General features: G+C 75.1%; 26 protein-coding genes and 1 pseudogene. 19 read left to right on the top strand and 8 right to left on the bottom strand.

Annotation, left to right across the window (positions count from 1 at the left end):
• Positions 1 to 59: 59 nt before the first annotated feature.
• Positions 60 to 672: pseudogene (locus ACFYYT_RS17415) on the bottom strand (LacI family DNA-binding transcriptional regulator); the annotation flags it as partial.
• Positions 673 to 1,046: 374 nt separating this feature from the next.
• On the opposite strand from ACFYYT_RS17415, the gene ACFYYT_RS17410 reads away from it, so the two are divergent.
• Positions 1,047 to 1,220 carry a hypothetical protein gene (locus ACFYYT_RS17410; RefSeq protein WP_351815574.1) on the top strand — a complete coding sequence of 58 codons (174 nt, stop codon included), beginning with the start codon at positions 1,047 to 1,049 and terminating at the stop codon, positions 1,218 to 1,220.
• Positions 1,221 to 1,227: 7 nt separating this feature from the next.
• On the top strand, positions 1,228 to 1,485 hold the full coding sequence (locus ACFYYT_RS17405) for a hypothetical protein (RefSeq protein WP_351815572.1): 258 nt from the start codon (positions 1,228 to 1,230) through the stop codon (positions 1,483 to 1,485).
• On the opposite strand, the gene ACFYYT_RS17400 is transcribed toward ACFYYT_RS17405, so the two are convergent.
• Positions 1,482 to 2,471: a helix-turn-helix transcriptional regulator gene (locus ACFYYT_RS17400; RefSeq protein ID WP_351815569.1), complete on the bottom strand. Its 990-nt coding sequence runs from the start codon at positions 2,469 to 2,471 to the stop codon at positions 1,482 to 1,484. The genes ACFYYT_RS17405 and ACFYYT_RS17400 overlap by 4 nt on opposite strands.
• 191 nt (positions 2,472 to 2,662) lie before the next feature.
• On the opposite strand from ACFYYT_RS17400, the gene ACFYYT_RS17395 reads away from it, so the two are divergent.
• Entirely contained in the window at positions 2,663 to 2,908 is a 246-nt protein-coding gene (locus ACFYYT_RS17395; protein WP_351815566.1) for a LuxR C-terminal-related transcriptional regulator, read from the top strand.
• A gap of 103 nt (positions 2,909 to 3,011) precedes the next feature.
• On the opposite strand, the gene ACFYYT_RS17390 is transcribed toward ACFYYT_RS17395, so the two are convergent.
• Positions 3,012 to 3,563 carry a hypothetical protein gene (locus ACFYYT_RS17390; protein ID WP_351815563.1) on the bottom strand — a complete coding sequence of 184 codons (552 nt, stop codon included), beginning with the start codon at positions 3,561 to 3,563 and terminating at the stop codon, positions 3,012 to 3,014.
• Positions 3,564 to 3,645: 82 nt separating this feature from the next.
• Positions 3,646 to 5,400, bottom strand: a complete 1,755-nt coding sequence (locus ACFYYT_RS17385; protein WP_351815561.1) for an ABC transporter ATP-binding protein — start codon at positions 5,398 to 5,400, stop codon at positions 3,646 to 3,648.
• A gap of 255 nt (positions 5,401 to 5,655) precedes the next feature.
• On the opposite strand from ACFYYT_RS17385, the gene lxmA (ACFYYT_RS17380) reads away from it, so the two are divergent.
• The 14 genes from lxmA (ACFYYT_RS17380) (at position 5,656) to ACFYYT_RS17315 (ending at position 18,145) form a co-directional block, all read left to right on the top strand.
• Positions 5,656 to 5,871, top strand: a complete 216-nt coding sequence (gene lxmA / locus ACFYYT_RS17380) for a lexapeptide family class V lantibiotic (protein ID WP_351815558.1) — start codon at positions 5,656 to 5,658, stop codon at positions 5,869 to 5,871.
• Positions 5,872 to 6,009: 138 nt separating this feature from the next.
• Positions 6,010 to 6,225 (top strand): lexapeptide family class V lantibiotic, encoded by a 216-nt coding sequence (gene lxmA, locus ACFYYT_RS17375; RefSeq protein ID WP_351815558.1) that lies wholly within the window; start codon positions 6,010 to 6,012, stop codon positions 6,223 to 6,225.
• A 93-nt stretch (positions 6,226 to 6,318) separates the two neighbouring features.
• The gene (lxmD, locus tag ACFYYT_RS17370; RefSeq protein WP_351815555.1) at positions 6,319 to 6,900 is read left to right on the top strand and encodes a peptide terminal cysteine decarboxylase LxmD; all 582 of its coding nucleotides are present in this window, start codon (positions 6,319 to 6,321) and stop codon (positions 6,898 to 6,900) included.
• On the top strand, positions 6,897 to 7,856 hold the full coding sequence (locus ACFYYT_RS17365; protein WP_351815553.1) for a hypothetical protein: 960 nt from the start codon (positions 6,897 to 6,899) through the stop codon (positions 7,854 to 7,856). Before lxmD ends, ACFYYT_RS17365 begins: the two co-directional genes overlap by 4 nt.
• Positions 7,853 to 9,013, top strand: a complete 1,161-nt coding sequence (gene lxmK, locus ACFYYT_RS17360) for a class V lanthionine synthetase subunit LxmK (RefSeq protein ID WP_351815550.1) — start codon at positions 7,853 to 7,855, stop codon at positions 9,011 to 9,013. The genes ACFYYT_RS17365 and lxmK overlap by 4 nt, the downstream gene beginning before the upstream one ends.
• The gene (locus ACFYYT_RS17355; RefSeq protein ID WP_351815547.1) at positions 9,010 to 10,065 is read left to right on the top strand and encodes a T3SS effector HopA1 family protein; all 1,056 of its coding nucleotides are present in this window, start codon (positions 9,010 to 9,012) and stop codon (positions 10,063 to 10,065) included. Before lxmK ends, ACFYYT_RS17355 begins: the two co-directional genes overlap by 4 nt.
• 1 nt (position 10,066) lies before the next feature.
• Positions 10,067 to 10,882, top strand: a complete 816-nt coding sequence (locus ACFYYT_RS17350) for a class I SAM-dependent methyltransferase (RefSeq protein ID WP_351815544.1) — start codon at positions 10,067 to 10,069, stop codon at positions 10,880 to 10,882.
• Entirely contained in the window at positions 10,879 to 12,153 is a 1,275-nt protein-coding gene (locus tag ACFYYT_RS17345; protein ID WP_351815541.1) for a pitrilysin family protein, read from the top strand. The genes ACFYYT_RS17350 and ACFYYT_RS17345 overlap by 4 nt, the downstream gene beginning before the upstream one ends.
• Complete coding sequence (locus ACFYYT_RS17340) at positions 12,150 to 13,490, top strand: insulinase family protein (protein WP_351815538.1); 1,341 nt, start codon at positions 12,150 to 12,152, stop codon at positions 13,488 to 13,490. Before ACFYYT_RS17345 ends, ACFYYT_RS17340 begins: the two co-directional genes overlap by 4 nt.
• A complete protein-coding gene (lxmJ, locus tag ACFYYT_RS17335; RefSeq protein WP_351815535.1) occupies positions 13,487 to 14,500 on the top strand; it encodes a F420-dependent peptide dehydroalanine reductase LxmJ in 1,014 nt (337 codons plus the stop codon). Before ACFYYT_RS17340 ends, lxmJ begins: the two co-directional genes overlap by 4 nt.
• 110 nt (positions 14,501 to 14,610) lie before the next feature.
• Positions 14,611 to 15,411 (top strand): ATP-binding cassette domain-containing protein, encoded by an 801-nt coding sequence (locus tag ACFYYT_RS17330; RefSeq protein ID WP_351815532.1) that lies wholly within the window; start codon positions 14,611 to 14,613, stop codon positions 15,409 to 15,411.
• Positions 15,404 to 16,150: an ABC transporter permease gene (locus ACFYYT_RS17325; RefSeq protein ID WP_351815529.1), complete on the top strand. Its 747-nt coding sequence runs from the start codon at positions 15,404 to 15,406 to the stop codon at positions 16,148 to 16,150. The genes ACFYYT_RS17330 and ACFYYT_RS17325 overlap by 8 nt, the downstream gene beginning before the upstream one ends.
• Before the next feature lie 148 nt (positions 16,151 to 16,298).
• Positions 16,299 to 16,832 (top strand): potassium channel family protein, encoded by a 534-nt coding sequence (locus ACFYYT_RS17320; protein WP_351815526.1) that lies wholly within the window; start codon positions 16,299 to 16,301, stop codon positions 16,830 to 16,832.
• A complete protein-coding gene (locus ACFYYT_RS17315) occupies positions 16,829 to 18,145 on the top strand; it encodes a chloride channel protein (RefSeq protein ID WP_351815523.1) in 1,317 nt (438 codons plus the stop codon). The genes ACFYYT_RS17320 and ACFYYT_RS17315 overlap by 4 nt, the downstream gene beginning before the upstream one ends.
• Before the next feature lie 14 nt (positions 18,146 to 18,159).
• Here the strand turns inward: ACFYYT_RS17315 and ACFYYT_RS17310 are convergent, their stop codons facing one another.
• Together ACFYYT_RS17310 and codA are read right to left on the bottom strand one after the other, a co-directional pair.
• Positions 18,160 to 18,753, bottom strand: a complete 594-nt coding sequence (locus ACFYYT_RS17310; RefSeq protein ID WP_351815520.1) for an HD domain-containing protein — start codon at positions 18,751 to 18,753, stop codon at positions 18,160 to 18,162.
• A gap of 10 nt (positions 18,754 to 18,763) precedes the next feature.
• The gene (codA, locus tag ACFYYT_RS17305; protein ID WP_351815517.1) at positions 18,764 to 20,155 is read right to left on the bottom strand and encodes a cytosine deaminase; all 1,392 of its coding nucleotides are present in this window, start codon (positions 20,153 to 20,155) and stop codon (positions 18,764 to 18,766) included.
• 213 nt (positions 20,156 to 20,368) lie between these two features.
• Between codA and ACFYYT_RS17300 the strand changes: the two genes are divergently transcribed.
• Positions 20,369 to 22,195 carry a prolyl oligopeptidase family serine peptidase gene (locus tag ACFYYT_RS17300; RefSeq protein ID WP_351815515.1) on the top strand — a complete coding sequence of 609 codons (1,827 nt, stop codon included), beginning with the start codon at positions 20,369 to 20,371 and terminating at the stop codon, positions 22,193 to 22,195.
• A gap of 44 nt (positions 22,196 to 22,239) precedes the next feature.
• Entirely contained in the window at positions 22,240 to 23,100 is an 861-nt protein-coding gene (locus ACFYYT_RS17295) for an SURF1 family protein (RefSeq protein ID WP_351815512.1), read from the top strand.
• Here ACFYYT_RS17295 and ACFYYT_RS17290 read toward each other — a convergent pair.
• On the bottom strand, positions 23,078 to 24,247 hold the full coding sequence (locus ACFYYT_RS17290) for a hypothetical protein (protein ID WP_351815509.1): 1,170 nt from the start codon (positions 24,245 to 24,247) through the stop codon (positions 23,078 to 23,080). The genes ACFYYT_RS17295 and ACFYYT_RS17290 overlap by 23 nt on opposite strands.
• A complete protein-coding gene (locus ACFYYT_RS17285) occupies positions 24,244 to 24,897 on the bottom strand; it encodes a SigE family RNA polymerase sigma factor (protein ID WP_351815506.1) in 654 nt (217 codons plus the stop codon). Before ACFYYT_RS17285 ends, ACFYYT_RS17290 begins: the two co-directional genes overlap by 4 nt.
• Positions 24,898 to 25,137: the final 240 nt, after the last annotated feature.

Below are 25,137 nucleotides of genomic sequence, written 5' to 3'. Positions count from 1 at the left end.
TCGTGGAACGGCCCGGTCTCCGTCCATCAGGACGGCTCCGTACTCGCGATGCACGTACTGCCCTGACGCTGCCAGCCCCTGGTGATCGGGAACCAGCAGGCGTCGCCTTGCCCCTTGGCGTTGCGACCGCGGACCAGCCGGTGGTAGCCGGTTGGAACAGCAAGGCGGACCAGCCATTGCGGCCCCCGTGGGCGGCGTTCGCGCTCTGCGACCCGCCACGTACGAAGCCCGGGTCGCCGATGGCGCGCTCGACGCGGGCACGGGTGTCCTCCCGGACACAGTCAGGGTGGTGAGGACGTCGGAGACCGTACTGGCGGAGTCGTCGGCGCCGCGCGCGACATCCACCAGCTTCGCCCCCTGCTGGCCGCCGGTGCGGGCACAGGCCGGGCCCTGGAAGAGGTGGGTCCGCGTGTGGCACGGACGGGGCGTCGGCTTCGTGCGCGCGATGTGGTCGGCCACCAAGGCGGAGGGCCAGTCGAGGGTGTCGATGGTGCGGTAGCTGTCGTCCTCGAGAGGGCAGCGCAGCAGCTCGCCGGAGTCCAGTCCGTACGGCTACCGCTCGCCACGGACCGCGTTCCGGCGGACGAACTCAGTCTGCAGGCTGCCGATTTCGCACCGGCGCATCACGTGGTACGCCTTGAGGACCACAGCCACGAGCTCGTCGTCCCGGCCGCAGCCGAACACACCTGGCGGCCCCCCGCCGGGAGCCGACTGGGAGCCGCTCCGCTCTCCGGCACCTGTCGGACCCGCTCACGCCGGCCGAGGACAGTGCCTTGACCAGGGGAACACCATCTGCGCAGGTGGGGATCTTGGGTGGACCGCGTTCGGGACCAGGAGGTTGGGGGTTTACTTCTCGCCATCACGGTTTCGTCAGACCTGATCAGGTCCCTGGTGGGCGTTTGTGGGTGGGTGGCACGAAGTTGAGGGGGGTGTGCAGCAAGCTGACAGGGATCTTCGGGTGGGGTGGGGCGGGGCGCTGACATGGTGGTTCTCACCGGCGAACAGCCGGGCGCAACCGTCCGCTCTTCCATCACACGGAGATTCGAATGAGCGTCAAGAAGATCACCGCAGCCCTGATGCCGACCACGGCCCTCCTGGTGCTGCTGGTGCCGGCCGAGGCGTACGCGGCCGGGCCGGGGGCCGGGGTGCCGCGGGCCGCGTGTGCGCTGCCGGCCGTCAAGGCCCTGCCGAAGCCGAGCTGCGTCAACGGCTGGCAGTGAGGGGCCGGTGAGCGAGCGGCAACCGTACGAAGTGACCCTGGTCAGGGCCGGTCCGGGGGCCGCGGCGGAGACGACCGTGCTGCGGCTCGTGGGGCTGCTGCCCCCGGACTGGACCTGCGCCCAGTGGGTGGAGGGCGACCGGATCCGGATGCTGGTGCACGCGGGGCGGGACGTCGCGGCGGAGGCCGTCCCGGCCTGGCTGACGCGGACGCTCGCCGACACCGCGTTCCGCGGCTGGAGCCCGGGCGGGCCGGAGACCGGCTAGATCCAGCCACGCTCGCGTGCGAGCAGCGCGGCGTGCGGTCGGCTGGTGGCGCCGAGGATGCGCAGCACGTCGGCGACGTGGCGGCGGTAGGTGCGGACGGAGATGTCGAGGTTCCTGGCGCCCGTCTCGTCCTTGCCGACGCGGCAGAGCTCTTCGAGCACCCGGCGTTCGATCTCCGACAGGACGTCGTCGGCCCCGTGGCCGTCGCCCGTCAGCAGGGTGAGGTCGACGGCCTGGTCCCAGATCTTCTCGAAGAGGGCCAGGATGTTGGAGACCAGACCGGCCTGCTGGGTGACCAGCGCGCCGCGCGAGGTGTCCTCCGGGTCGACGGGGACCAGCGCGGTCTGGCGGTCGTAGACGAGGATCCGCTCCGAGAAGCTCTCCGCGACCCTGATCGACGCGCCCTGTGCGGTGAGTTCGCGCAGATAGGCGACGGTCGGCGGGTGGTCGAGGGCCTCCTTGCGGACGACGCTGCAGATGCGGACGCCGCGGCGCAGGCAGCGGGTGTCGAGGGGACGGGAGTGGGCGATGTTGTCGGGCGTGAGGGCTGTGTACGGCTCCACGGAGATGATCTCGTCGCGGGCGAAGAAGGCCAGGTCGTCGATGCGGTCGCGGATCTGGGCCAGTACTTCGAGCCGCTCCACCCCCTGCGGGGCCAGGGACTTGGAGCCCTGCTCCGCCTCCAGGTCCGCGATCAGGTGGCGGGACTGGGTGACCTGGCGGAGCTGTTCGTGCAGGACCCGCAGCTGGAGGTCGGTCAGCCGGCCGACGGCCGTTTCCGGATCGGTGGCGAAGAGCGCCGACCGGTCGCCGCGCAGCAGACCGAGCCGGTTCAGCCGCTCCTGGGCGGCCTCGACCTCTTCGCGGGGGGCGTGCAGGAGGAGGTGGATGTCCTCGCCGACCGTCCCGGGATTGCGCAGGAAGTGGCGGTAGACCCGCTCCTCCGTGCCCGTGAGTCCGAGTATGAGCAGGCTGGTGCCGTTCACTGTGTTGCCCCCCGCAGGACGTGTGTTCTCAGGACCGCGCGGCGCGGGTCGGACGCCGAACGGTTCTCCCTAGTGGAACGCAGGGTAATGCCCAGGTAAAAACCAAGTCCGGCGTAGCGGCCGAAAGTGACATGAATCATGAACCGTCAACGGGGGAAGTTGCAGTGAAGACATTGACCGAAAAACATCCTTTGGACTTCTCGGTACTCACCGGCCGCGAGGTGGAGGTGCTGCTTCTGCTGGCCTCCGGGGAGCAGAACCGCAGGCTCGCCCGGCACCTGGGCATCGCGGAGCGCACCGTCCGCGCCCACACCGCCAGCATCGTCCGCAAGCTGGACCTCAAGTCGCGCTTCGAGGCGGCGATCGTGGCCCACCTGTACGCGGACGAGATCACGGGCGGCCGGGAGGGCGCCCCGCCCGGCGCCGTCGCCGCCTGACCTCGCGGCCCGTACGCACCCGTACGCGTACCCGTATGCGAAAGGCCCCTCCGGTCGGTCCGGAGGGGCCTTTCGCGCGGGCCGGGGCGGGGGGCGTCGGCGGTTACGGGAGGGCGCTGGCCACGCCGTCGACGATCATCATCCACATGGGCTGGCCCCCCGTGCCGAAGGCCGAGGCCAGGGCGTAGCCGACGGCGGCGTCCGTCGGCCGGACCTCGGCGTCCTCGCGCCATTCGGCGAGGACCAGCTCGTCCCCCTCGGAGGAGAAGTCTCCGAGGTGGCGGCCGTCCCGCGTCAGCCGGCTGCTGGGCACGGAATCGGGGACCAGGCGGTAGCCGACGCCCTCGAACTCCACGTCCACCCGGTACGAACGCCTGCTCAGCGCGCCCTTGGCCGGCTTCAGCACGGCCGTGCGGCCGTCGATCGTCATCGTCAGGCGCTCGGGGTCGCGGGTGCCGATGGCGGTCTGCGGGTCCACCTCCGACGCGGGGTCGCGCTCCAGGGTGACGCGGGGGATGCCCTCGCCCTCGACCTCCAGGCGCTCCTGCCCCTCCTGGCGGACGGTGATCGCGCCGAAGCGCGCGTCCTCCAGGGGGGTGCGGTCCCGCGGGCCGGCCGCGGGGGCGTGGGCTGCGTCGGCTGCGTCGTCGTTCATGGTTCAAGTCCTTCGGTGCGGTGAGAACTGGCGGTGGATCACGGATGACGCCGCCCCGTCGATTCTCCGTCGGTGGCGCAGGTCAGCGGACGGAGGCCAGCTGGGTCGCGGCCAGTTCGCGGTACAGGCCGTTGCGTTCCAGCAGCTCCCCGTGCGGGCCGTGGTCGCCGACCCGGCCGTCGTCGAACAGGACGAGCTGGTGCGCGGAGGTCACCGTGGACAGCCGGTGGGCGATCAGCAGCACCGTGCAGTTCTCGGCGGCCTGTTCGACGGTCTTGCGCAGGGCGAGTTCGCTGTGGCCGTCGAGGTGGGCGGTGACCTCGTCCAGGAGCAGGACCTGCGGTTCGCGCAGCAGCGCCCGGGCGATGGCGAGCCGTTGGCGCTCGCCGCCGGAGAGGGCCAGGCCCCGCGAGCCGACCTCGGTGTCGAGCCCGTCGGGCAGTCCCGCGACGAACTCGTCGAGCAACGTCTTGCGCAGCACCTCGGCGACGGCCTCCTCGGTGGCGTCGGGCGCCGAGTAGAGGAGGTTCTCGCGGAGGGTGCCGGCGAGCATCGGGGAGTCCTGCTCGACGTAGGCGATGCGGCGGCGCAGATCGGCGCGGCTCAGGGTGCGGATGTCGGTGCCGTCGAGGCGGATGGCGCCGCCGTCGAGGTCGTAGAACCGCTGGATCAGGGAGAACAGCGTGGTCTTGCCCGATCCGGACGAGCCGATGATCGCCGTGATGGCGCCGGCCGGGGCGGTGAAGCTGGTGCCCTTCAGGGTGGGCGTACGGCCCTCGTAGGAGAACCGCAGGTCCTCCACGACCACCTCGGGCGGCGGGCCGGCGGGGCGGGCCGGGGTGAGGTCCACGTCGTCCTCGGTCTCCATCTCCCGGACCTCCTCGATCCGGGCGAGCGCGCCGAGGCCCTGCTGGAGGGAGGTGGTGCCGGAGACCAGCGACAGGATGGGGCCGCCCAGGTTGAACAGGTAGAGCAGGAAGCCGATCAGGGCGGCCAGGTCCAGCGCGCCGGTGGCCACGAGCGCGCCGCCGAAGCCGATGACCGCGAGGAACGAGGCCTGGACGACGAGACCGGCCAGGACGGCGATCATCGCCTGGTAGCGGGCGCCCACCAGGCCGGCGCGGTAGGCGCGTTCGGCGGCGGCGTCGGCGCGCTCGGTCTCCTTGGCCTCCCCGCCGTTCGCCTTGACCGTACGGGCGGCGCCCAGCGCCCGGTCCAGGGCCGCGCCGATCGCGCCGACGGACTCCTGGGCCTGGCTGGTGACCCGGCGGATGCGCGGCATGACCACGCCCATGGCGACGCCGACGACGAGCAGGACCACCGAGGTGATCCCGAGCAGGGGCAGGCTGGTGACGCCCATCAGGACGATGGTGGCCAGCAGGTGGATCGATCCGTCGACGATCTGGATGAGGCCGCCGGTGGCGGCGTGCTGGACGAGGGTGCTGTCGGAGGTGACCCGGGTGGTCAGGCCGCCCGGCTCCACGCGGTCCAGCTCGCTCGTGCGCAGCCGGATCAGGCGGGCGATGAGGCCGCGGCGTACGTGCAGGACCACGCGTTCGGCGGTGCGCTCGCTCAGCCAGGCCTGTCCCCACATGAGGGCGAGGGACAGGAGCAGCAGGCCGATCAGCAGGGTGAGCTGGTCGCGCAGGCCCGCCCCGGTCATCAGGTTCGTCAGGACGGACTGGATGACCATCGGCTGGGCGAGCCCGGCGGCGCTGGCGAGCAGGGTCAGCAGCAGCACCAGCAGGAGAACACCGCGGTGCGGCCGCGCGTACGAGAGCAGCGCGCGCAGCGCGGGCCGCTCAGCCTTGGGCTGTTCTGCGTCAGAAGTGTTCACACCCGCATTTCTATTCCTCTTCCCGTGCGGGCGGAATTGCCACTTGCGGCAATGCCGCGCGGCGGCCGGGAGGAGTGCGGATGCGCACCGACGGCCGTTGCCGGAAACGGAGTTGGCGCTCCTGGCAATGCCGCAAGTGGCAATGGTGCGGGGGTGCGGCGCGGGGTCACCATCGGTCTGTCCCCAACGGACACCGGCCGCCGCAGGGAAAGGGCGGTCCGGGAATTCTTCTCCGCAATCCGAAGGAGTTCCACCATGCAGAACGTCAGCGAGCAGGACCTGTTCGACGGCTACACCGCCTACACCTCCGCCGAGGAACTCGGCCTGCACGACGGCGCCACCGCCGGCCCGGCCTTCAGCCCCACCGTCCCGTGGGCCATCCAGGCCACCGTCATCTCCGCCCGCTCCTCGCAGGCCTGCGCCGCCGCCCTCGGCTCGCTCGCCGCGAAGACCGTCGAGAAGAAGTGCTGACCGGCGCCTGACCGCGCACGGCGCGCAGGCGCCACCGCAGTACCGGAACACCGCAGTACCGCACCTGCGGCACTGCCATCGAGAGGGCGCCGGCCGGACCGGCCGCAGCGCCCGCCACCAGGGAAGTGGGAATCACCCATGCAGAACGTCAGCGAGCAGGACCTGTTCGACGGCTACACCGCCTACACCTCCGCCGAGGAACTGGGCCTGCACGACGGCGCCACCGCCGGCCCGGCCTTCAGCCCCACCGTCCCGTGGGCCATCCAGGCCACCGTCATCTCCGCCCGCTCCTCGCAGGCCTGCGCCGCCGCCCTCGGCTCGCTCGCCGCGAAGACCGTCGAGAAGAAGTGCTGATCACCGCCTGACATCGGGGACCGGCCGGCACCGCGCGCCACACGGCGTCGCGGCGCCCGGCCGGCCCCGGCGCCGGCACGGACCGAAGGAGGAGTGGTGGACGCCGGTTTCAAACGGGTCCTCGTCGTGGGGACCGGGGCACTCGGGGTGGCTTTCCTCCCCTTCTGGATCAACTGGCTGCGCAATGCGCACCCCGAAACGGAAGTCCGGACCGCACTGACCCGTTCCGCCCTGCGGTTCGTTTCCGCGGACGCGGTCTCGGTGCTGTCCGGCAAAGAGGTGTTCATCGACGACTGGAGCCAATTCTCCGGCGTCGACGTCCCCCACGTGGAACTCGCGCGCTGGGCGGACCTCGTCCTCGTCCACCCGGCCACGCTGCACTTCGTCGGCCGCTACGCCCTCGGCATCACCGACACCCCGCTGCTGCTCGCGCTCCAGTCCACCCGGGCGCTGGTGGGCGTCGCCCCCTCGCTGCCGCCCGCGGCCCACGAGAGTCCCGTCGTACGGGGCCACCTGGACGTGCTGCGCGCCCGGCCCGGCGTGGTCCTCGCGCCGACGGTCCCCGCCGTCAGCGCGAGCACCGGGGAGCTGGAGGACGGCGGTTCGGCCCCGCTCAACGAGCTGTACGACCTGTGCGCGGCCCGCGCCGCCGCCGTGCGGGGGGAGGCCGGATGACCGCCCCGGAGCTGCTCGGCCTCGACGTGCTCGCGGAGTACGGGACGGGGCTCCAGACCACCCGGGTGCTCCGCGCGCCCGACGGCGATTTCCTGTGGTGGCAGGGACCCGGCGCGCAGGTCGGGGGCCCGCTGACGGCGCCCGCCGCCCGTCTGGTGCCCCGGCTGCCCGAGGGGGGCGGGGCAGCGCTGCTGACCGTCCCCGAGGAGGTGGGCGGCGGGCTCCTGCACCGGGTCGCCGGGTCGGCTTCGGCCGCCGCCTGGCTGCGGGACTTCCGGCCCGGGGCGCGCACCCTGGTCGCCCATGCGCTGGCCTCGGCGGCCCGGGCCCTGCGCGCGCTGCACGCCGTACGGGTACCGGGGTCCGAGGGGCCCGCGCTCGGACCCCCGCCCGGGCTGACGCGGCTGCGCGACTGGGCCCGCCGCGAGGGAGAGCTGCGCGAACGGGCCCTGGCGCTCTGGGGCGCGGGGCGGATGGAGCGGCTGCTCGACTGGGCCGACGACCTGGCACCCGAACCCGGCACGCGGCCCGGCACCGGGCCCGGCACGCAGCCCGGCGCGGAACCCGCCGGCCGGTCCCTGATCCACGGCTGGGCCTCGCTCGGCGCGCTGGTGCCGCCCGCGCGCCACGGCCGGGCGGCCCTGCTGACCGGGGAGGACCTCGCCGCCGGGCGCCCCGAACTGGACCTCGGCTGGCTGCTCGGCGAGCTCGTGGAGCTGGCCTGGGCCCGGCCCCCGCACGACGCGTCGGACCTCCAGCGGGTGCTGCTGGACGCCTACGGGCCCGGACCCGACCCGGTCCGCACCGGACGCTCCGCCGTCCTGCGGATCGTCACGCACATGCAGGACTTCGCCACCTACCGGGGGTGGGACGACGAACTCCTGGGCCACATCGCGTTTACCGCCGAGCTGATCGACGAAGAGGGCCGCCGCGCGGTCCCCCAGGGAGAGTCATGACCACAGCGTCCCCGACCGAGCCGCAGCCCGCGCTGCTGCGCTACCAGCCCACCGCCCTGGACACCGCGCCCGAGGTGGACGAGCTGCTGCGGCGGCTCGGCCTCGGCACCTTCGTGGCGGACGGGCTCACCGCCTTCGGCGGCCGCAACGACAACTGGGCGGGCACCACGACCAGCGGCGAGCGGGTCTTCGTGAAGAGCGTCGCCCGCGCGGCCGACGGCAGCAGCCCCGAGCTGGAGCGTTCGCTGGCCTACGAGGCCCTCGCGGCCCGGCTGCCCGCGGACTCCCCGCTGCGCTCCCCCGCCCACCTCGGCGTCCACCGCGAAGCCGCCCTGGGCGCCTACCGGCTGCTCTCCGGCGCCCGCTCCGGCTCCGAAGTCGCCCTCGACGGGGACTTCGACGAGGAACTGTGCCGCTCCGCCGGCCGGGCCGTCGCCACCCTGCACGGCCTGGACCCCGAGGACGCCGGAGTCGAACTCGACCGGGGGGAGGCCCCGCTGCCGCCGCTGAGCTGGCTGGAGGCCTTCCCGTGGGCCGCGCTGCACGACCGCAGCATGGCGCAGATCGCCGCCTGGAAGCTGGTGCAGGACGACGCCGAGGTGGTCGCCGCGCTCGGGCTGCTGCGCGAGCGCGAGCGGGCCGCCGTCCACGCCCCGGCCCACTGCGACCTGCGCTTCGACCAGTTCATCCTGCACGAGGGGACGCTCCACCTCTGCGACTGGGAGGAGTTCCGGATCGCCGACCCGGCGCGCGACGTCGGCGCGTTCATCGGCGAATGGCTCTTCCAGGCCACCTACTCGGTGTTCGCCCCGACCGGCGAGCGGGGTGCGGAGCCGCAGCCCGCGTCCGGCTTCGAGCTCACGCACGAGGAGATCGTCGCGCGCGGCTCGGCCAGCCTGCGCCGCCACGTCCCGTACGTGGCGGCCTTCTGGCGGGGCTACCTCGACTGCCGCTCACCCGACGCCGGTCTGGCCGAACGGGCCGTCGGCTTCGCGGGCTGGCACATGTACGACCGGCTGATCGCCACCGCCCAGGCGCACGCCGTCCTCAGCCCCGTGGCCCGCGCGGCGGCCGGCATCGGCCGGGTCCTGCTGCTCGATCCGTCCGCCGCCGTCGCCACGCTGCGGCTCGACACCCCCTCCGGGAGCCCCCGATGACCACCACCGACACGCTCGTCCTCGCCCCGCGACTGGCGGCCGCCCTCGACCTGGTCTCCGTACGGAAGGACGCGCTCCGGGCCACCGTGGCCGGGCACGAGCTCCGTGCGGACAGCCCGCGCGACCTGCGCGGGCGGCTGAGCAACGCGCTGTACGAGGAGTTCCACGCGGGCAACGGCGCCCAGCGCCGCGAACCGGGCGGCGCGCCCCGGCGCAGCCTGCGCGACCCGGCCCTGGAGGAGCGCCTCGCGGCGGGCGTCCCGCACGCCTGGACGCCGACGCCGGGCCGGCTGATCGAGGTGCTGCGCCGTCCCGGCGGCGACCAGCTCGTCGTGCGGCTGCCGGACATCACCGCCCGGGTGCCCGCCGACCGGCTGATCGGCCACGGACCCTCCGGAGCCCCGGCAGCCCCCGGATCCGGGCCCCGCCCGGGGGACCTGGTGGAACTGGCGCTGGAGGCGGCCCGGCCCGCGCTGTCGCCCGGCTTCTTCTACGTGATGGGCTCGCGGGCGCTGCCCCGCCCGGCCGGGGCCATCCGCCGGATCTTCCTGCACGCCCTGGACGCGGACGGGGCGACGGCCCTGTGGGCGGCCGCGCTGGCGGCCCTGGAGGGGGCCGGCGCGCTGTACCACGCGAAGGTCCTCTCCGATCCGGACGACTTCCCGCGCCGCGACGGGGTGGTCGTCTACCTGCACGGCGACCACGAGCCGGGCGAACGCGCGGTGGTGGAGGCGGTGCGGGGGCTGCCCGGGACCGGCCCGGACACCTCGCTGTTCACCGAGCGCCTCGCACCGGGCGTCGCGGCCGCCTGGGATCCGCGCGACCCGCGGCCGGGCCAGGGCGGCATGAGCTTCGGGCAGCACCGCGGCTTCGCGCTGGCCACGGCACTGGTCGACCACGCGCTGGCGGCCGGCGACGGCGGATCCCTCCAGGAGCGGATCGCACGGGAGTTCAGGGCGGCGGGGATCGATCCGCTGCACCCCGAGAACAACATCCCCGCGAACGCCACCCACCCCACCCACCTGACGAACTCCACCACGGAGGGGAACTGACATGAGCGACACCACGACGCGGGACGCCGACGCCGACGCCGACGCCAACGCCGACGCCGCCCCGGACGCGAGCGGACTCGGCACCGTCATCACCACCGCGTACAGCGACGCCCTCGCCGAGGTCTACGACGACATCTACCCGGGCTCCACCGAGATCGCCGACTACCTGTCGACGATCGCCGCGCCCGGTGCCAGCGTCCTCGAACTCGGCGTCGGCACCGGCCGGGTGGCGCTCCCGCTGGCCGACGCGGGTTTCGAGGTGCACGGCATCGACACCTCCGAGGGCATGCTCGCCCGGCTGGCCGAGAAGGACCCCGAGGGGCGGATCACCCCGGTGCTCGGCGACCTCGCCCGCCTGGACCTGGGCCGCACCTTCGACGTGGTGCTGGCGCCCTTCAACGTCCTGTGCTGCGCGATGGCGGTCGACGAACAGATCGCGCTGATGCACGCGGTGGCCCGGCACACCGCTCCCGGCGGCCACGTGGTGATCGAGACCTTCGACCCGAGCGACCACCACGTGCAGCGCAAGAGCGCGATCACCACCCGTCCGGCCGGTGGCCGCGGCGTGGTCATCGAGTCGCTGGAGGTGCTGCCCGCCTCCCAGAACATGCTGCTGAACAGCACGCTCTTCCTGGACGGCGGCGCCCCCGTCTCCTCCTCCACGGTCATGCGCTACCTGTGGCCGAGCGAGCTCGACCTGCTGGCCGCCATCGCCCGCCTGGAGCTGGCCGACCGCTACTCCGGCTGGCAGGAGCAGCCCTTCGACGGCGGTGACAGCCGCAAGATGTGCGTCTCCGTCTTCCGGCCGCTGGCATGAGCCCGTGGGCCGGCCGGCTGCCGAACGGCCTCGCGCTGACGGTGGAACGGCCCGCGGGCGAGGGCAGCGGGCTGGTCTCCGTGGCCCTGACCGTGGCGGCGGGCGGCGACGACGACCCGGCGGGCGCGCACGGCACGGCCCACCTGGTGGAACACCTGATGTTCCCGCGCGCGGCGGAGGGGGAGGGGCAGGACGGCCACGTGGCCCGGATCGAGGGCGCGGGCGGGGTCTGCAACGCGGAGACCCACCGCGACCACACCGTCTTCCACACCACCGTGCCGGCCGGAATGCTCCCCGCCGTCCTGGAGTGGGAGGCGGAACGGCTGCTCGGCTTCGCCCCCGAGGAGGCGGTGGTGCGTACGGAGACGGCCGTGATCGGGGAGGAGATCCGCGGCGCGGCGGCCGGCGGCCGGGTCTGGGAGGCCGCCCTGGGGGCGCTCCACCCGGGCCGCCGCGACAGCTTCGGCACCCCCGCCGAGCTGGCCCGGGTCACCGCCGGGGACGCGGCGGCCTTCTTCCGCCGCCACTACCGGGCCGGGGCGATGGCCCTGTCGGTGGCCGGGGACGTGGACCCGGACCGGGTCGCGGGCTCGGTGGCCACGCTGTTCGCGGACCTTCCGGGGGGCGGTCGCCCGCCGGGCGCCGAAGGCGTGCCGCGGGGCGCGGGCCTTCCCGGAGGCGCGGGCGTTCCCGGGGCCGGGGTCCCGGGCGTGATCCGGACGGCACCGCTGGCATCCCCCGTCAGCGGTGCCGCCCTCGGCCATCCGCTGCCCGACCCCGTCGCCGACCGGCACGGCTACCTGGCGCACGTGGTCCTGGCCGAGGTGCTCGGACGCGGGGTCCTGCCGCGGTTCACCCGGCGCGATCCCCGCGTCGCGTCCGCCCGGATCACCTGCGGGTACCACGGGCAGTGGCTCGGGTCGGCCGCCCCCGACCTGGCCCTCGTCCTGCTGGCCTGCGCCCCCGGAGCGGCCCCCGCCGAAGCGGCCGACGGCTGGCCGGAGGTGCTCGCGGAGGTGGCCGCGCGTCCCCCCGCCGGGGCGGAGCACCGGCGCGCCCTCAACTCCCTGCTGCTGGCCTGCCACCGCGCGGCCGACTCCCTCACCTCGCGCGCCGTCGCCCACGGGCGCACCGCGCTGCTCTTCCCCGGCGCGTCCCCCGCCGGCCTCCCCCACGAGCTGGCCCGGGTGACCCCGGCCGACGTGTCCGAGGCCGCCCGCGCCCTGCTGGCCGGGCCCCGCTCGGTGACCGAACTCGGAGGAACCCCGTGAACCGCGAGACCACCGACACGCTGCTCGGCAACGGCCTGCGGGTGCTCGCCGTCCACACCCCCGGCGCGCCGCTCGCCGAGCTGCGGCTGGTGCTCCCGTACGCCCGCACCGGGCCGCCCGGGCCCGGGGACGCGCAGGAGCTGCTCGCCGCCTGCCTGGGTACGGGTACCACGGCGGGCGGCGGCGGCACCCGGCAGGGCATCGCCGACCGGGCCGCCGACCTGGGCGCCGAGCTCAGTACGGTCGTCACCGCCGAGTCGCTGGTGATGGGCGCGAGCGTGCTCCGCCCGGGGCTGGGCGGGGCGCTGGAACTCCTCGCCGACCTGATGCTGCGCCCCGCCTACCGGGAGGACGAGCTCGCCCTGGCCCGCTGGCGGTCGGCCGCCGCCACCCGGACGCCGGGCCCCCGGCAGCGGCTGCGGCGGGCCCTGCTGGCCCGGGCCTTCGGCGCCCACCCGCTGACGGCCGCACCGGCGGCCGACCGGCCCGACGCCGCCGCGCCCGATCCCACCGCGCCCGACACCGCCCCGCAGCCCGACGCCGCCGCCCTGCACCGGCTGCACGCGCGGGCCGTCGTCCCCGGCGGGGCCGTGCTGCTGGTGCTGTCCGGCGAGGCCCCCGACACCGTGACCGCCCTGGTCCGGCGGCACCTGGACGGCTGGACCGGCGGCCCGTCCGGGCTGCTGCTGCCGCCCTTCGCCCGGTCCGCCCCGCTCCCGGGCCGGCTCGCCCTGACCGGACCGGCCGCCGCGGCGGACACGGATCAGGCCCTGGTCCTGGCCGCCGGTCCGGCCGTCCCCGAGGGCGACCCGGCCCACGCCCCGCTGCACCTGGCGCAGCTGGTCCTCGGCGGGTACGCCTCCTCGCTGCTGGTGCGCCGGATCCGCGACCGGCACGGGCTGGCGTACGCGGTCTCCGCCGGCCTCCGCGGCAACCGGGCCGGGCACTGGCTGGAGGTCGAGTGCGCCGGCGCCCCCGGCGGCTCCGGCCGGATGGCCGCCGAGGTCACGGCCTGCCTGCGGGAACTCGCCGAGGACGGCCCCGCCCCCGGGGAGGTCGAGCGGGCCCGCGCCTACGCCACCGGCTTCACCCGGTTCGCGCTGGCCACCCGGACCGAGGAGGCGAGCGCGCTGGCCGGGTTCGCCGCCGCCGGACTGCCCCTGGACTGGCTGGAGTCCTACCGGGCCGCGCTCGCCCGGGTGACGTACGCCCAGGTCGCCGAGGCCGCCGCGCGGTTCCTCGATCCGGCTGGCTTCCTCGTCTCCACCCTCGACACCGCGCCCGCGCCCCACTCCGACTCCGACTCCGACTCCGAAAGCGAACGGTGGACGCCGTGACCGCCCCGCACCCCGACCCGCGGCTGCCCGCCGTGCTCTACCCCCTCCAGCCCGACCACCCCGAGCTGGTCGCCCCCTTCGCCGCGCTGGTCCGGCGCAGCGGCGCCCGGCGGCTGTGGCTGTGCCAGTCCTTCAAGGCCGAGCCCCACCAGGTCCTGGCCCACCTGGCCGGGATGGGCCACGCCGTCCCGGTCGGCACGAGCGTGACCCTGCTGCCGCTGCGCCACCCGTACGAGGCCGCGCTCCAGGCCCGCTCGCTCGCGCTGGTCACCGGCCGCCCGGTCGTCGCAGGCTTCGGCATCGGCAACCCCGGCTTCGTGGCGGGGCTCACCGGCAGCCCGTACGCGAGCCCCCGTACGGCCGTCCGGGACTACCTGGCCACCGTGCGGGCCCTGCTCGACGGGGAGACCGTCGCGCTCGAAGGCCCGTACCACCGGATGCACGGGGGCCTGATGTCGCTGGACCACGAGCCGGTCGAGGTCGGCGCCGGGGTGCTGCGGCCGGGCATGGCGCGGACCGCCGGGGAGGTCGCGGACGTGGCCATCACCTGGATGACCCCGCCGTCCTACCTGGCGGGCACGCTCCGTCCGGCCCTGGAGGAGGGCGCCCGGGAGCGGCCCGCCGCGCCCCGGATCGCGACCGCCGTGCACGTCGCGCTGACGCGTCCCGGGCGCGACCCGCGCCGCCTCGCGCTGGCCGCCGCCGGGGAGCACCTGAAGGCCCCGCACTACGCGGACATGCTGCGCCGGGCCGGAGTCGGCGTGGACCCGCACGATCCGGCCGGGACGGCGACGGCGCTGCTGGAGCGTCAGGTCGTCCTCACCGGCAGCGCGCAGGAGGTCGCGGAGGCCCTGGACGCGTACCGGCGCGCCGGAGTGGACGAGATCATGCTCAACCCCTCGGGCGTGCTGCTGACGGAAGGGGTGCGGGCGGCCGCCGCCGACATGGAGGAGATCCTCGCGGCCTGCGACAGGATCCTGCCGCGTCCCCGGCAGGAACCTGCTGTCTGACGGCCCCTTTGGACGCCCCGCCCGCTGGTGGGATGGGAGCGTCCCCGAGCACCCGCCGGGACCCGCCCCGGGACCCCGCCCCCGGTCCCGTCCGAACAGGAAGAAGATCCGTGAACAGCAGGGAACACCCGCACCGGCCCGAGGGCGCCGGCGTGGCACTGTCGGGCATCGGCAAGAGGTTCGGCGGCCACCAGGCCCTCGATGACGTCTCCTTCGAGCTGCGGCCGGGCAAGGTCACCGGTCTGCTCGGCCCCAACGGCGCGGGCAAGTCCACCCTGTTGCGGATCCTGCTCGGCCTGGCCCGCCCCGACAGCGGCACCGCCCGCGTGCTGGGCGCGGAGCCCGGCACCGGCCCCGGACACGCGTGGCGGATCGGCGCCGTCATGGACTCGGTGGGCTTCCCGCCCCGGCTGACCGTACGACGTCAGCTGGAGGTCTCGGCCCGCGCGCTCGGGCTCCCCCGGACCCGCGTCGACGAGGTGCTCGCGCAGGTCGGCCTGGAGGGCGACGCCGCCCGCCGGCGCACCGGCGCCTGCTCCACCGGCATGCGCCAGCGCCTGGCGCTCGCCGTGGCACTGCTCCCGGACCCCGGGCTCCTCGTCCTCGACGAGCCGCTCAACGGCCTGGACCCGGACGGGATCCGCTGGATGCGCCGGCTCGTCGAGGGCGCCGCCGCCGAGGGGCGCACCGTGCTGATGGCGAGCCACATGCTCTCGGAGGTCGAGCAGAGCGTCGACGACATCGTCGTGCTGCGCCGCTCGGTCCTGTTCACCGGCACCCTCCAGGACCTGGTCCGCCGGGGCGGGGGCCGCCTGGAGGACGCGTACTTCGAACTCGTGGACGGCGCAGACGGCGCCGACGGCGCCGCCGCCCACGGTCCCCGTTCCGGCCGGGAGGCCTCTCGTGCGTAACGCGGTGCGGCACCAGATCGCCGCCGAAATCCTGAAGGCCCGCTCCGGCGCGGCCCTGCCCGGCCTGCTGCTGATCGCCCTGGCGTTGGGCTTCCTCGGCCAGCTGGGTGTCGTCTACGCCGCCGAGGACCTGGCGGGCACGGCCGCGGAGACCTCCCACCGGGTGATGAACCTGGCCGGGTCGGGCAGCCTCTTCGCCACGCTCTTCGGCGCCCTGCTCGTGACGGGCGAGTACAAGAGCGGCGCGATCGGCCGCAGCGTCCTGTACGCGCCCGGGCGCGGCGCCGTCGTCGGGGCGAAGCTGCTGGTGGCGGGCCTGTACGGGGTGGTCTTCGGGCTGGCGTGCGTGCTCTGCTCCCTCGTGGCCGGGGCGGCCCTGTTCGGGGCGCGGGACGCCTCGCTGGTGCTGGACGGCGGGACCTGGCGGATCGCGGCGGCGGTCGTCGGCGTGTGCGCGCTGGCCGGGCCGTGGGGCGCGGCGGTCGGGTTCGTCGTGCGCAGCCAGCTCGTCGCGGTGATCGGGCTGCTGATGTGGGGGACGGTCGGCCAGCTGACGGTGCTGAGCCAGTTCCCGGAGGTGGGCCGCTTCCTTCCGGACGGGGCTCAGCTCGCCGTGCTGGGCGACGCGTCGAGCTTCCCGGACGGGCTGGACGCGCCGTACGCGCTGCTGGTCCTCCTCGCTTGGGGGGCCGGGCTGGCACTGCTCGCCCAGCGGCTGTTCGTCCGCCGCGACGTGTGACACCGGGCTCCGGCCGCACCCCGCCCCGCCCCTCCCGCGCCGTAACCCCCGCTCCCGCGGCTGAGGTGCGGCGGGGGGCGGGCGGTGTTGCAATGCGTGGAGGGCTCCGCCGGACGGGCGGGCCGCCCGGGCACGGGTGAGGAGGGTCATGGGCGACGGTTCCGACCGACGGCGCCGCACGGAGCTCCCGGGCCTCGTGGCCCGCACCATCGGGGCGCCTGTCCTGCTGACGGGGCTCTACTACATCGCCCCGCTGGAGCGGGGTTTCGGCACGTCGACCGTGCTGGCGCTGCTGGCCGGGCTGGCCCTGTTCGGGGCCCTGGTGGCCTGGCAGGTCAGCGTCATCGCCCGGTCGGAGCATCCGCGGCTGCGCATGCTGGAGGCGCTGGCCACCGCCCTGCCGCTGTTCCTGGTGCTGTTCTCGGCCTCCTACTTCCTGCTCTCGGGACAGCGCCCGGAGTCGTTCAACGAGCCGCTGAGCCGCACCGACGCCCTCTACTTCACGGTGTCGGTGTTCGCGACGGTCGGTTTCGGCGACATCGTGGCGGTGGACGGGCCCGGCCGGGTCCTGGCGACCGTCCAGATGGTGGCCGACCTCGTCGTGGTGGGGCTCGTCGCCAAGGTGCTCTTCGGTGCGGTGCAGGTCGGGCTGACCCGCCGGCCGGGAAGGAGCGGACCGTGAGCTCCGCGCAGCCCGTGGGACCGGCCCGGCTGGCCGACGTACTGAAGGCGCCCGGCTACCTGAAGACGCTGCTGCTCGGCGCGCTCGTGGGCGTGCCGGTGTCGCTGGTCTCCTTCTGGTTCCTCGCCGGGATGCACGAACTGCAGCACGTGCTGTGGTCGACCCTCCCGCACTCCCTCGGCTGGGACGCGCCGCCCTGGTGGTGGCCGCTGCCGCTGCTGCTGGTCTCCGGTGTCCTGGTCGGGCTGGTCGTCACGCACATGACCGGCGCGGGCGGCCACATCCCCGCCAACGGCGTGGCGATGGGCGGCGTCTCGACGGCCGTGCTGCCCGGGGTGGTGCTGGCCGCCGCCGCGAGCCTGCCGCTGGGCGCCGTGCTGGGCCCGGAGGCACCGCTGATCGCCCTCGGCGGCGGGTTCGCGCTGCTGATGCGGGACCTCGCGCGGGGGCCCTCGACCCCGCAGACCACCATGCTGCTGGGCGCGGCGGGCGCCGCCGCGGCCATCGCGGCCATCTTCGGCAGCCCGCTGATCGCGGGAGTGCTCCTCATCGAGCTGGTGGGGGTGGGCGGGGTCCGGCTGTTCGGGGTCATGCTGCCCGCGCTGCTCTCCAGCGGGGTGGGGGCCCTGGTGTTCACCGGGTTCGGGAGGTGGACCGGCCTGGAGACGGGCGGCCTGACCGCGAAGCTGCCCGGGACGTTCACCCGGCTGGACGCCCCGGACGTGGCCTGGGGGCTGCTCATCGCCGTACTCGTGGCCGCCGTCCAGCACCGGGCGATGGCCACGGGCCGGGCCGTGGCCGCGTACGTCGCGGGGCGGCCGCTGGTGCGTACGACGCTGTGCGCGCTCGGCGCCGGCGTCTGCGCGGCGGTGTACGCGCTGGCCACCGGCCGCGATCCGCAGGACGTGGCCTCCTCCGGGCAGGCGACCCTGGCCACGCTGACCGCCGATCCCCGCGCGTGGGGCATCGGCGCCCTGATCGCCGTCCTCCTGTGCAAGGCCGTCGGCTACGCCCTGTGCCTCGGCAGCCTGCGCGGCGGCCCGGTCTTCCCCGCGCTGTTCCTCGGCGCGGCCGCGGGCCTGCTGCTGTCGCCGCTGCCGGGACTGGGCCTCGTCCCCGCCGTGGCGGCGGGACTGGCGGCCGCCACGGCGGGGGTCCTGCGGCTCCCGGTCAGCAGCGCGGTGCTGGTGACGGTCCTGCTGGGCAACCTGGCGGTCACCCCCCTGATCATCCTCGCGGTGGTGGCCTCCCTGATCACGACGGAACTGCTCCCGTCCGGCCCCCCGCAGGCCAAGCCCCCGCCGCGGGCGTGAGCGGGGGCGGCGGGTCAGGCGTCCAGGGGGTTCGCCGCGATGCGCCGGGCCGCGCCGTTCGCGACGTACGCGGCCGCCGCGCAGGCGGGCTTGCGGGCGGCCTGGTCCTCGACCAGGGCGAGGAAGGCGGGGCCGAAGTCCAGGCGGGGGTAGCGCTCCAGGAGGGCGGCGCGGAAGGCCGGGTCGAAGGTGTCGACGCGCAGTCCGGAGACGTCGGCGCTGGTGCCGACCTGGAGGAGGTGGCTCTCGACGTCCTGGGCGGCGGTCACGTCGTCGCGCATGTGCAGCACGATCACCTCCTGGGCGCGGGCCCGGCGTTCGGGGGCCCAGCCCAGGCCGGCGGTGAAGATCCGGGCCACGTGTCCGCCGGCCTCCTCGAAGGGGAGGGTGTGGCTGTCGAAGGGCGGGGTCAGGCCCAGGTCGTGCAGCAGGGCGCTGACGTAGAGGAGTTCGGCGTCGTACGCGAGGCCGTGCCGGCGGGCGTGTTCGGCGCCGAAGGCGAACGAGCGGACGGAGTGGTTGAGCAGGGCCGCGTCCGCGTACTCCGCGGCGACCGCGAAGACCGAACGGGCCGTGTCGGAGTCGAGGTTGTGAAGGGTCCACGTCATGAGAGGCACCTTAGGGGCGCCCGGGGCGGCGGGTCGGCGCCGGGGCCGTGGACGAGCCCGTGGACGGGACCGGGGCCGGCGCCGGAGCCGTGGACGGGGCCGCCGCCCGAGCCGGTACGAAATCCACCTCCGACGGGTCCTCGCCCGGCCAGGACAGCCGCGTCGGCGCGGGTGGGGTCTCGGCCAGGACGCTGCCGCGCGCGACCACCCACCGCGGCCTGACCTGACGGCGGACCGCCTCCTCGGGCGTGGGGGCCGGCAGCAGGACGAAGGAGGCCGGGGCGCCCTCCGCGATGCCGTACTGCGAGGCGTCGAGACCGAGGACGCGCGCCGCACGGTCCGTCACCATCGAGAAGGCGACCGGGATCTCGTCCGCGCCGGTGAGCTGGGCGGCGTAGAGGCCGACGAGGGCGGTCTGGAGCGGGTTGGCGGTGCCGAGGGCGTTCCAGGGGTCCATCACGTCGTCGTGCCCGAAGGCCACGTTCACCCCGGCGGCCAGCATCTCCTTGACCTGGGTGAGGCCGCGCCGCCGCGGATAGGCGTCGAAGCGGCCCTGGAGGTTGAGGTTGGCGAAGGGGTTGGCGACCAGGCTGATGCCCGAACGGGAGAGCAGCCGCTGGAGTTTGTAGCTGTACGCGCCGTTGTAGGAGCCCATCGCCGTGGTGTGCGAGGCGGTCGCGCGGGCGCCGAGCCCCGAGCGCAGGGCGAGCGTGGCCAGCACCTCCACGAAACGGGACTGTTCGTCGTCGATCTCGTCGCAGTGGGCGTCGACGCGCAGCCCGTGCTCCTCGGCGAGCGCGAAGGCGGTCCGCAGCGAGGCGACCCCGTCCTCCCGGGTGTCCTCGAAGTGCGGGATCGCGCCGACGACGTCGGCCCCGCGCCGCACGGCCTCGCGCAGCAACGCCTCGCCGTCCGGGAAGGAGACGATGCCCTCCTGCGGGAAGGCCACGATCTGGAGGGTCATGACGTCCCGCACCCGGTCGCGGACCTCCAGCAGCGCGTCGAGCGCGGTGAGGGAGGGATCGGTGACGTCGCAGTGCGTGCGCACGTGCAGTACGCCGTGGGCGGCCTGCCAGCGCAGCACCTGCGTGGCCCGCGCGACCACGTCCTCGCGGGTCAGGGTCCGCTTGCGCTCGCTCCAGCAGGCGATGCCCTCCCAGAGGGTGCCGGAGGCGTTGGGGCGCGGCTGCCCGGCGGTCAGGGCCGTGTCCAGGTGGATGTGCGGTTCGACGAAGGGGGCGGTGAGCAGGCCGCCGTGGGCCTCGATGAGCACGCCGGTCGCCGGCGGTTCCTTCTGGTCGTCGTACGGGATCACCCGCGCGATGCGGCCGTCCTCGGCGACCTCTACGTCGGACAGGCCATCGGTGTGGAGCAGCCGGGCACCCCGGACGATCATCCGCATGCGGCCAGCGTACGCACGCGGCTCCGTGTTTCACGTGAAACATCGGGCCGCCGACCCGCTGTGGCGGGGGTCAGCCGCGCCGCGCCCGGCCTTCCGCCGTCCGGCGCCCCATCCGCCGCCCCACCCGGCGCCCGACCCGGAGCCCCACCCGGCGCGGCCGCCCGCCACAGCGGCCGCCGCACCACACCCACCGGTGCGGCAAGAATGGAGGGCATGACCAGCGACAGCGATCTGACCCCCGGCGCAGCCGCCGAGACGCCCGAGATGCCCGACTGGGAGAAGCGCTTCCGGGCGCCGCGCGTCGGGCTCCCCGACTGGGCGGAGGACGCCCCGGACCGCTCGCTCTTCGTCTCGAACGCGACCGGGACCTACGAGCTCTACGCCTGGGACCGTGCCACCGGCACCCAGCGCCAGGCCACCGACCGCCCCAACGGCACCACCGACGGCACCCTCTCCCCCGACGGCGAGTGGATCTGGTGGTTCTCCGACACCGACGGCGACGAGTTCGGCACCTGGGTCCGCCAGCCCTTCGCGGGCGGACCCGACGAACCCGCCACCCCCGGCCTGGAGCCCTCCTACCCGGCCGGGCTCGCCATCGGCCGCGACGGCACGGCGGTCGTCGGCCGGTCCACCGACGAGGACGGCTCCACCATCCACGTCGTACGCCCCGACGGCAGCGCCCCCACCGTCGTCTACCGCCACCGCGAGTCGGCCGGCGTCGGCGACCTGTCCCACGACGGGAGCCTGCTCGCCATCGAGCACACCGAGCACGGCGACGCGATGCACTCGTCGCTGCGCGTGGTCACCCTCGACGGGGAGACCGTGGCCGAGCTCGACGACACCCGCGGCGGCGCCGTGGAGCTCGGCCTGGAGGTGCTCGGCTTCGCCCCGGTCCCCGGGGACACCCGCCTCCTCGTCGGCCACCAGCGGCGCGGCCGCTGGGAGCCGATGGTGTGGGACGTCGCCACCGGCACCGAGGAGGACCTCGCGGTCGACCTGCCGGGCGACGTGAGCGCCGAGTGGTATCCGGACGGTTCCGCCCTGCTCATCGCGCACAGCTTCGAGGCCCGCAGCGAGCTGTGGCGCTACGAGCTCTCCGCGCGGGAGCTCCGGCGCGTCGACACGCCCCCCGGCACGGTGTCGGGCGCGACGGCCCGCCCCGACGGCACGGTGGAGTACCAGTGGTCCTCGGCGGCCGAGCCGGCCACCGTACGGTCCACCGCGGGCGGCGTCGTGCTCGACCCGCCCGGTTTCCGGCCCCCGGGCTCGGTGCCGGTCGAGGACGTGTGGGTGGAGGGCCCCGGTGGGCGGATCCACGCGCTCGCGCAGCGCCCGGCCGGCCACGGTGAGGGCCCCTTCCCGACGATCTTCGAGATCCACGGCGGCCCGGCCTGGCACGACAGCGACTCCTTCCTGGCCACTCCGGCGGCCTGGCTGGACCACGGTTTCGCCGTGGTCCGGGTCAACTACCGCGGCTCCACCGGCTACGGCCGGGAGTGGACCGACGCCCTCAAGCACCGCGTCGGCCTGATCGAGCTGGAGGACATCGCGGCCGTCCGGGAGTGGGCCGTGGCCGCCGGCCTCGCCGACCCGGCCCGCCTGGTGCTGTCCGGCGGATCCTGGGGCGGGTACCTGACGCTGCTGGGCCTGGGCACCCAGCCGGACGCCTGGGCGGTCGGGCTGGCCGCCGTACCGGTGGCCGACTACGTGACGGCGTACCACGACGAGATGGAGGCGCTGAAGGCCCTGGACCGCACCCTCTTCGGCGGGACGCCGGAAGAGGTCCCGGAGCGTTTCGCGGCCTCCTCGCCGCTGACGTACGTCGACGCGGTGAAGGCCCCCGTCCACATCGCGGCGGGCGTCAACGACCCCCGCTGCCCGATCCGGCAGATCGACAACTACGTCGACCGGCTCGCGGCACGCGGCGCCGTCCACGAGGTGTACCGCTACGACGCGGGACACGGCTCGCTGGTCGTGGAGGAGCGGATCAAGCAGGTCCGCATGGACCTGGAATTCGCGCTCAAGCACCTGCCCCGCTGAGCCCCGGAGACGGCCCGCCGGTGCACCCCCCGTACGGTGGTGGGGTGCACCGGTTTCTCCTGACCCCGCGCTGGTGGGGGATCAACGTCTTCGTCGCGCTCGCCATCCCCTTCTGCCTGTTCATGGGGACCTGGCAGCTCGGCCGGTTCGAGGACCGTGTCGGCAGCCACCGGGAGGCGACCGCCGAACGCCCCGCCGACCAGCCGGCCGCGCCGCTGGACTCGCTGCTGCCGGTCGACACGAAGACCTCCGGACGCCTCGCCTCGGCGAGCGGGGAGTACGGACAGCAGCTCCTCGTCCCGGACCGGGAGGTCGACGGGAAGACCGGCTTCTACGTCCTGACGCTGCTGCGCACCGACACCGGCAAGACCGTCCCCGTCGTACGGGGCTGGCTGCCGGGCACGCCCGACCCGGCGAAGGCCCCGGCCCCGCCGGCCGGGCGGACCGAGGTGACGGGAGCCCTCCAGGCCTCCGAGAACTCCGGCACCAAGGGCGTGCACTCCCAGGGCGGACTGCCGGCCGGGCAGGTCGGGGTGATCGGCGCGGCCACGCTGGTCAACCTGGTGCAGGACCCGCTCTACGACGCCTGGCTGACGGTGCAGACGCCGGCGGACGGCATGATCCCGGTGCCGGCGAAGGCCCCCCTCAACACCGGGCTCGACCTGAAGGCCTTCCAGAACCTCGGCTACACCGGCGAGTGGTTCGTCTTCGTCGCCTTCGTGCTGTTCATGTGGTTCCGGCTCTACCGCCGTGACGTGGAGACCCTGCGCGACGCCGAGGCCGGACTGCTCCCGGCGCCCGTAGCGGCCGCGCCGGAGGCCGGCGAAGCCGCCGAGGCCCCCGAAGCCGCCGACGCCGCCGGGGCCCGCGAAGGAGCCCCCGCTACGGCGCGGCCTGCGGAATGATGCCCGTCCGGTAGACCGTCCCCCCGCACGCGTCCGCGATGGTGGTCCGGGTGACCGGATCCCCGCTGGCCGGGGTGTGCGAGACCGCCACTCCCGCGCCCCCCTGCGCGCCGGTCCCCGCCTCCGCGCCCTGCGCCGCGGCCGCGTCACCGCCCGCCGCCCCCGAGGTGGCCGGGGCTCCGGCGCCGTCCGGCTGCCGGGCCGGGGTCCGGGCCTCGCCGAACTGGGCCGGCTTGGCCGACGGGCCGGGGCTCGCCGCCGGGCAGGACCGCGCGGACGGCACCCAGGCGAACCGCACCTCGTACGCCCTGTTCGGTTCCAGGACCAGCACCGGGGCCTCCGCCGACGGGTCGGGCAGCAGCCCGCTGGCCGGGTCCCCCGCCGTGTGGCCCGTCACCGTCACCCCGGGCGCCTGCGCGGGCGGCGGGGTCGCGGGCAGCGGGACCGCCGTCACGGTGTCCGGGCCGGTGACCGTACAGCCCCGGGCGGAGACGTTGGTGACCTTGAAACTGCCGAGCACCTTGCCGTCGGACTCGGGGGCGCGGGCGCTGCCCGCCACCCCGAGCTGTCCGGCGGTGCAGGCCGGCACCCCGGGGGCGGCGCCCGCCGGGGGCTGCGGTCCGTTGCCGGCGCCGCTCGTGGTGCCCGCGGTGGCCCCGGCGGCGGAGCTGCCCGCCACCGTGCCGCCGGAGGGGGACGCGCTCGCCTGCGGGGACGGGCCGGTCCCGGCGCCGCCGGTCTCCTGGCCCGCGCTCGGAGTCCTGGCCGCCCTCGGGGCGCCCTTGCCCCCGTCGCCCGAGCCGTTCTGACGCGGATCGGCGGGGCCGCCCGTCGTGCCGTCCCGGGCCTCGCCGTGACCGGCCATCGCCGAGTGCCCGGCGGCCGCCCCCTGGTCCGTGCCCAGGTGCAGGGCGGCCGGGATCGCCGTACCGGCCAGCAGGGCCACCGCGGCCGCGCCGACGAGGGCCTGGCGCTTGCGGGCCCGGCGGGCGGGCACCGCGTGGCGCAACCGCTCCAGGGCCCCGTCCGAGGGCTCCAGGCCCACCACGGCTCCGGCCAGCAGGGCGCGCAGGGCCCGTTCGTCGGCGGCCGGGCGGCCCGCCGGGCGGCCGGCCGGGCCCGGCGGGTTCTTCTCGTCGTCGCTCATGACTGCGCGGCCTCCATCGCCACCCTCAGCGCGGCAATGCCCCGCGATCCGTACGCCTTGACCGAGCCCAGCGATATGCCGAGCGTCTCGGCGACCTGGGCCTCCGTCATGTCCGCGAAGTACCGCAGCACGAGCACCTCGCGCTGGCGGCGCTGGAGTCCGCGCATCGACTTGATCAGGTCGTCGCGCTCCAGCTGGTCGTACGCCCCTTCCTCGGCGCTCGCCATGTCCGGCATGGGCTTGGACAGCAGCTTGAGACCGAGGATGCGGCGGCGCAGTGCCGAACGCGAGAGGTTCACGACGGTCTGGCGGAGATAGGCCAGCGTCTTGTCCCGGTCGCGCACCCGGTTGCGGGCCGAGTGGACGCGGATGAAGGCCTCCTGGACCACGTCCTCGCAGGAGGCGGTGTCGTCGAGCAGGAGGGCGGCCAGACCCAGGAGGGAGCGGTAGTGGGCCTGGTAGGTCTCGGTGAGGTGGTCGACCGTGGTGCCGGCCACGACCGGCCGTGCCCCGTCGGCGGCGACCGTCCCGGCGGCGCCCGCGGTCCCTTCGGCGGGCGCGCTATCGCGGGGCGCGGGCACGCGGCCGCCCCGGGGCGGGAGGACGGACGGCGCGGTGACCGGAACGCTCGCCGGCGGGACGGGCACCATCACCGGGAGCCCACCGGGCCCGCCGGGGTCCGCGGGCGCACCGGTTCGACGGCGCGACGCAGCGATCCCGGTGCGCGCCGGTAGGACGGACCACTCCAACAGTGCCTCTGCCACGCCCGTTGGACACCCGTCCCCCCGTCAGGGTTGTACGCGTGCGGCAGAGTAACCAGCAATTTCCCCATTGCCTTCATGCGTAACCGCTCTTCCCAATTGCCCCATTTATCCAGGCGGCAGTCGGGC

The sequence above is a fragment of the Streptomyces sp. NPDC002032 genome (genome assembly GCF_042890765.1).
GTDB lineage: Bacteria > Actinomycetota > Actinomycetes > Streptomycetales > Streptomycetaceae > Streptomyces.
The sequence above is the reverse complement of the archived record's forward strand: the minus strand, read 5'-3'. Positions and strand labels throughout refer to the sequence as shown.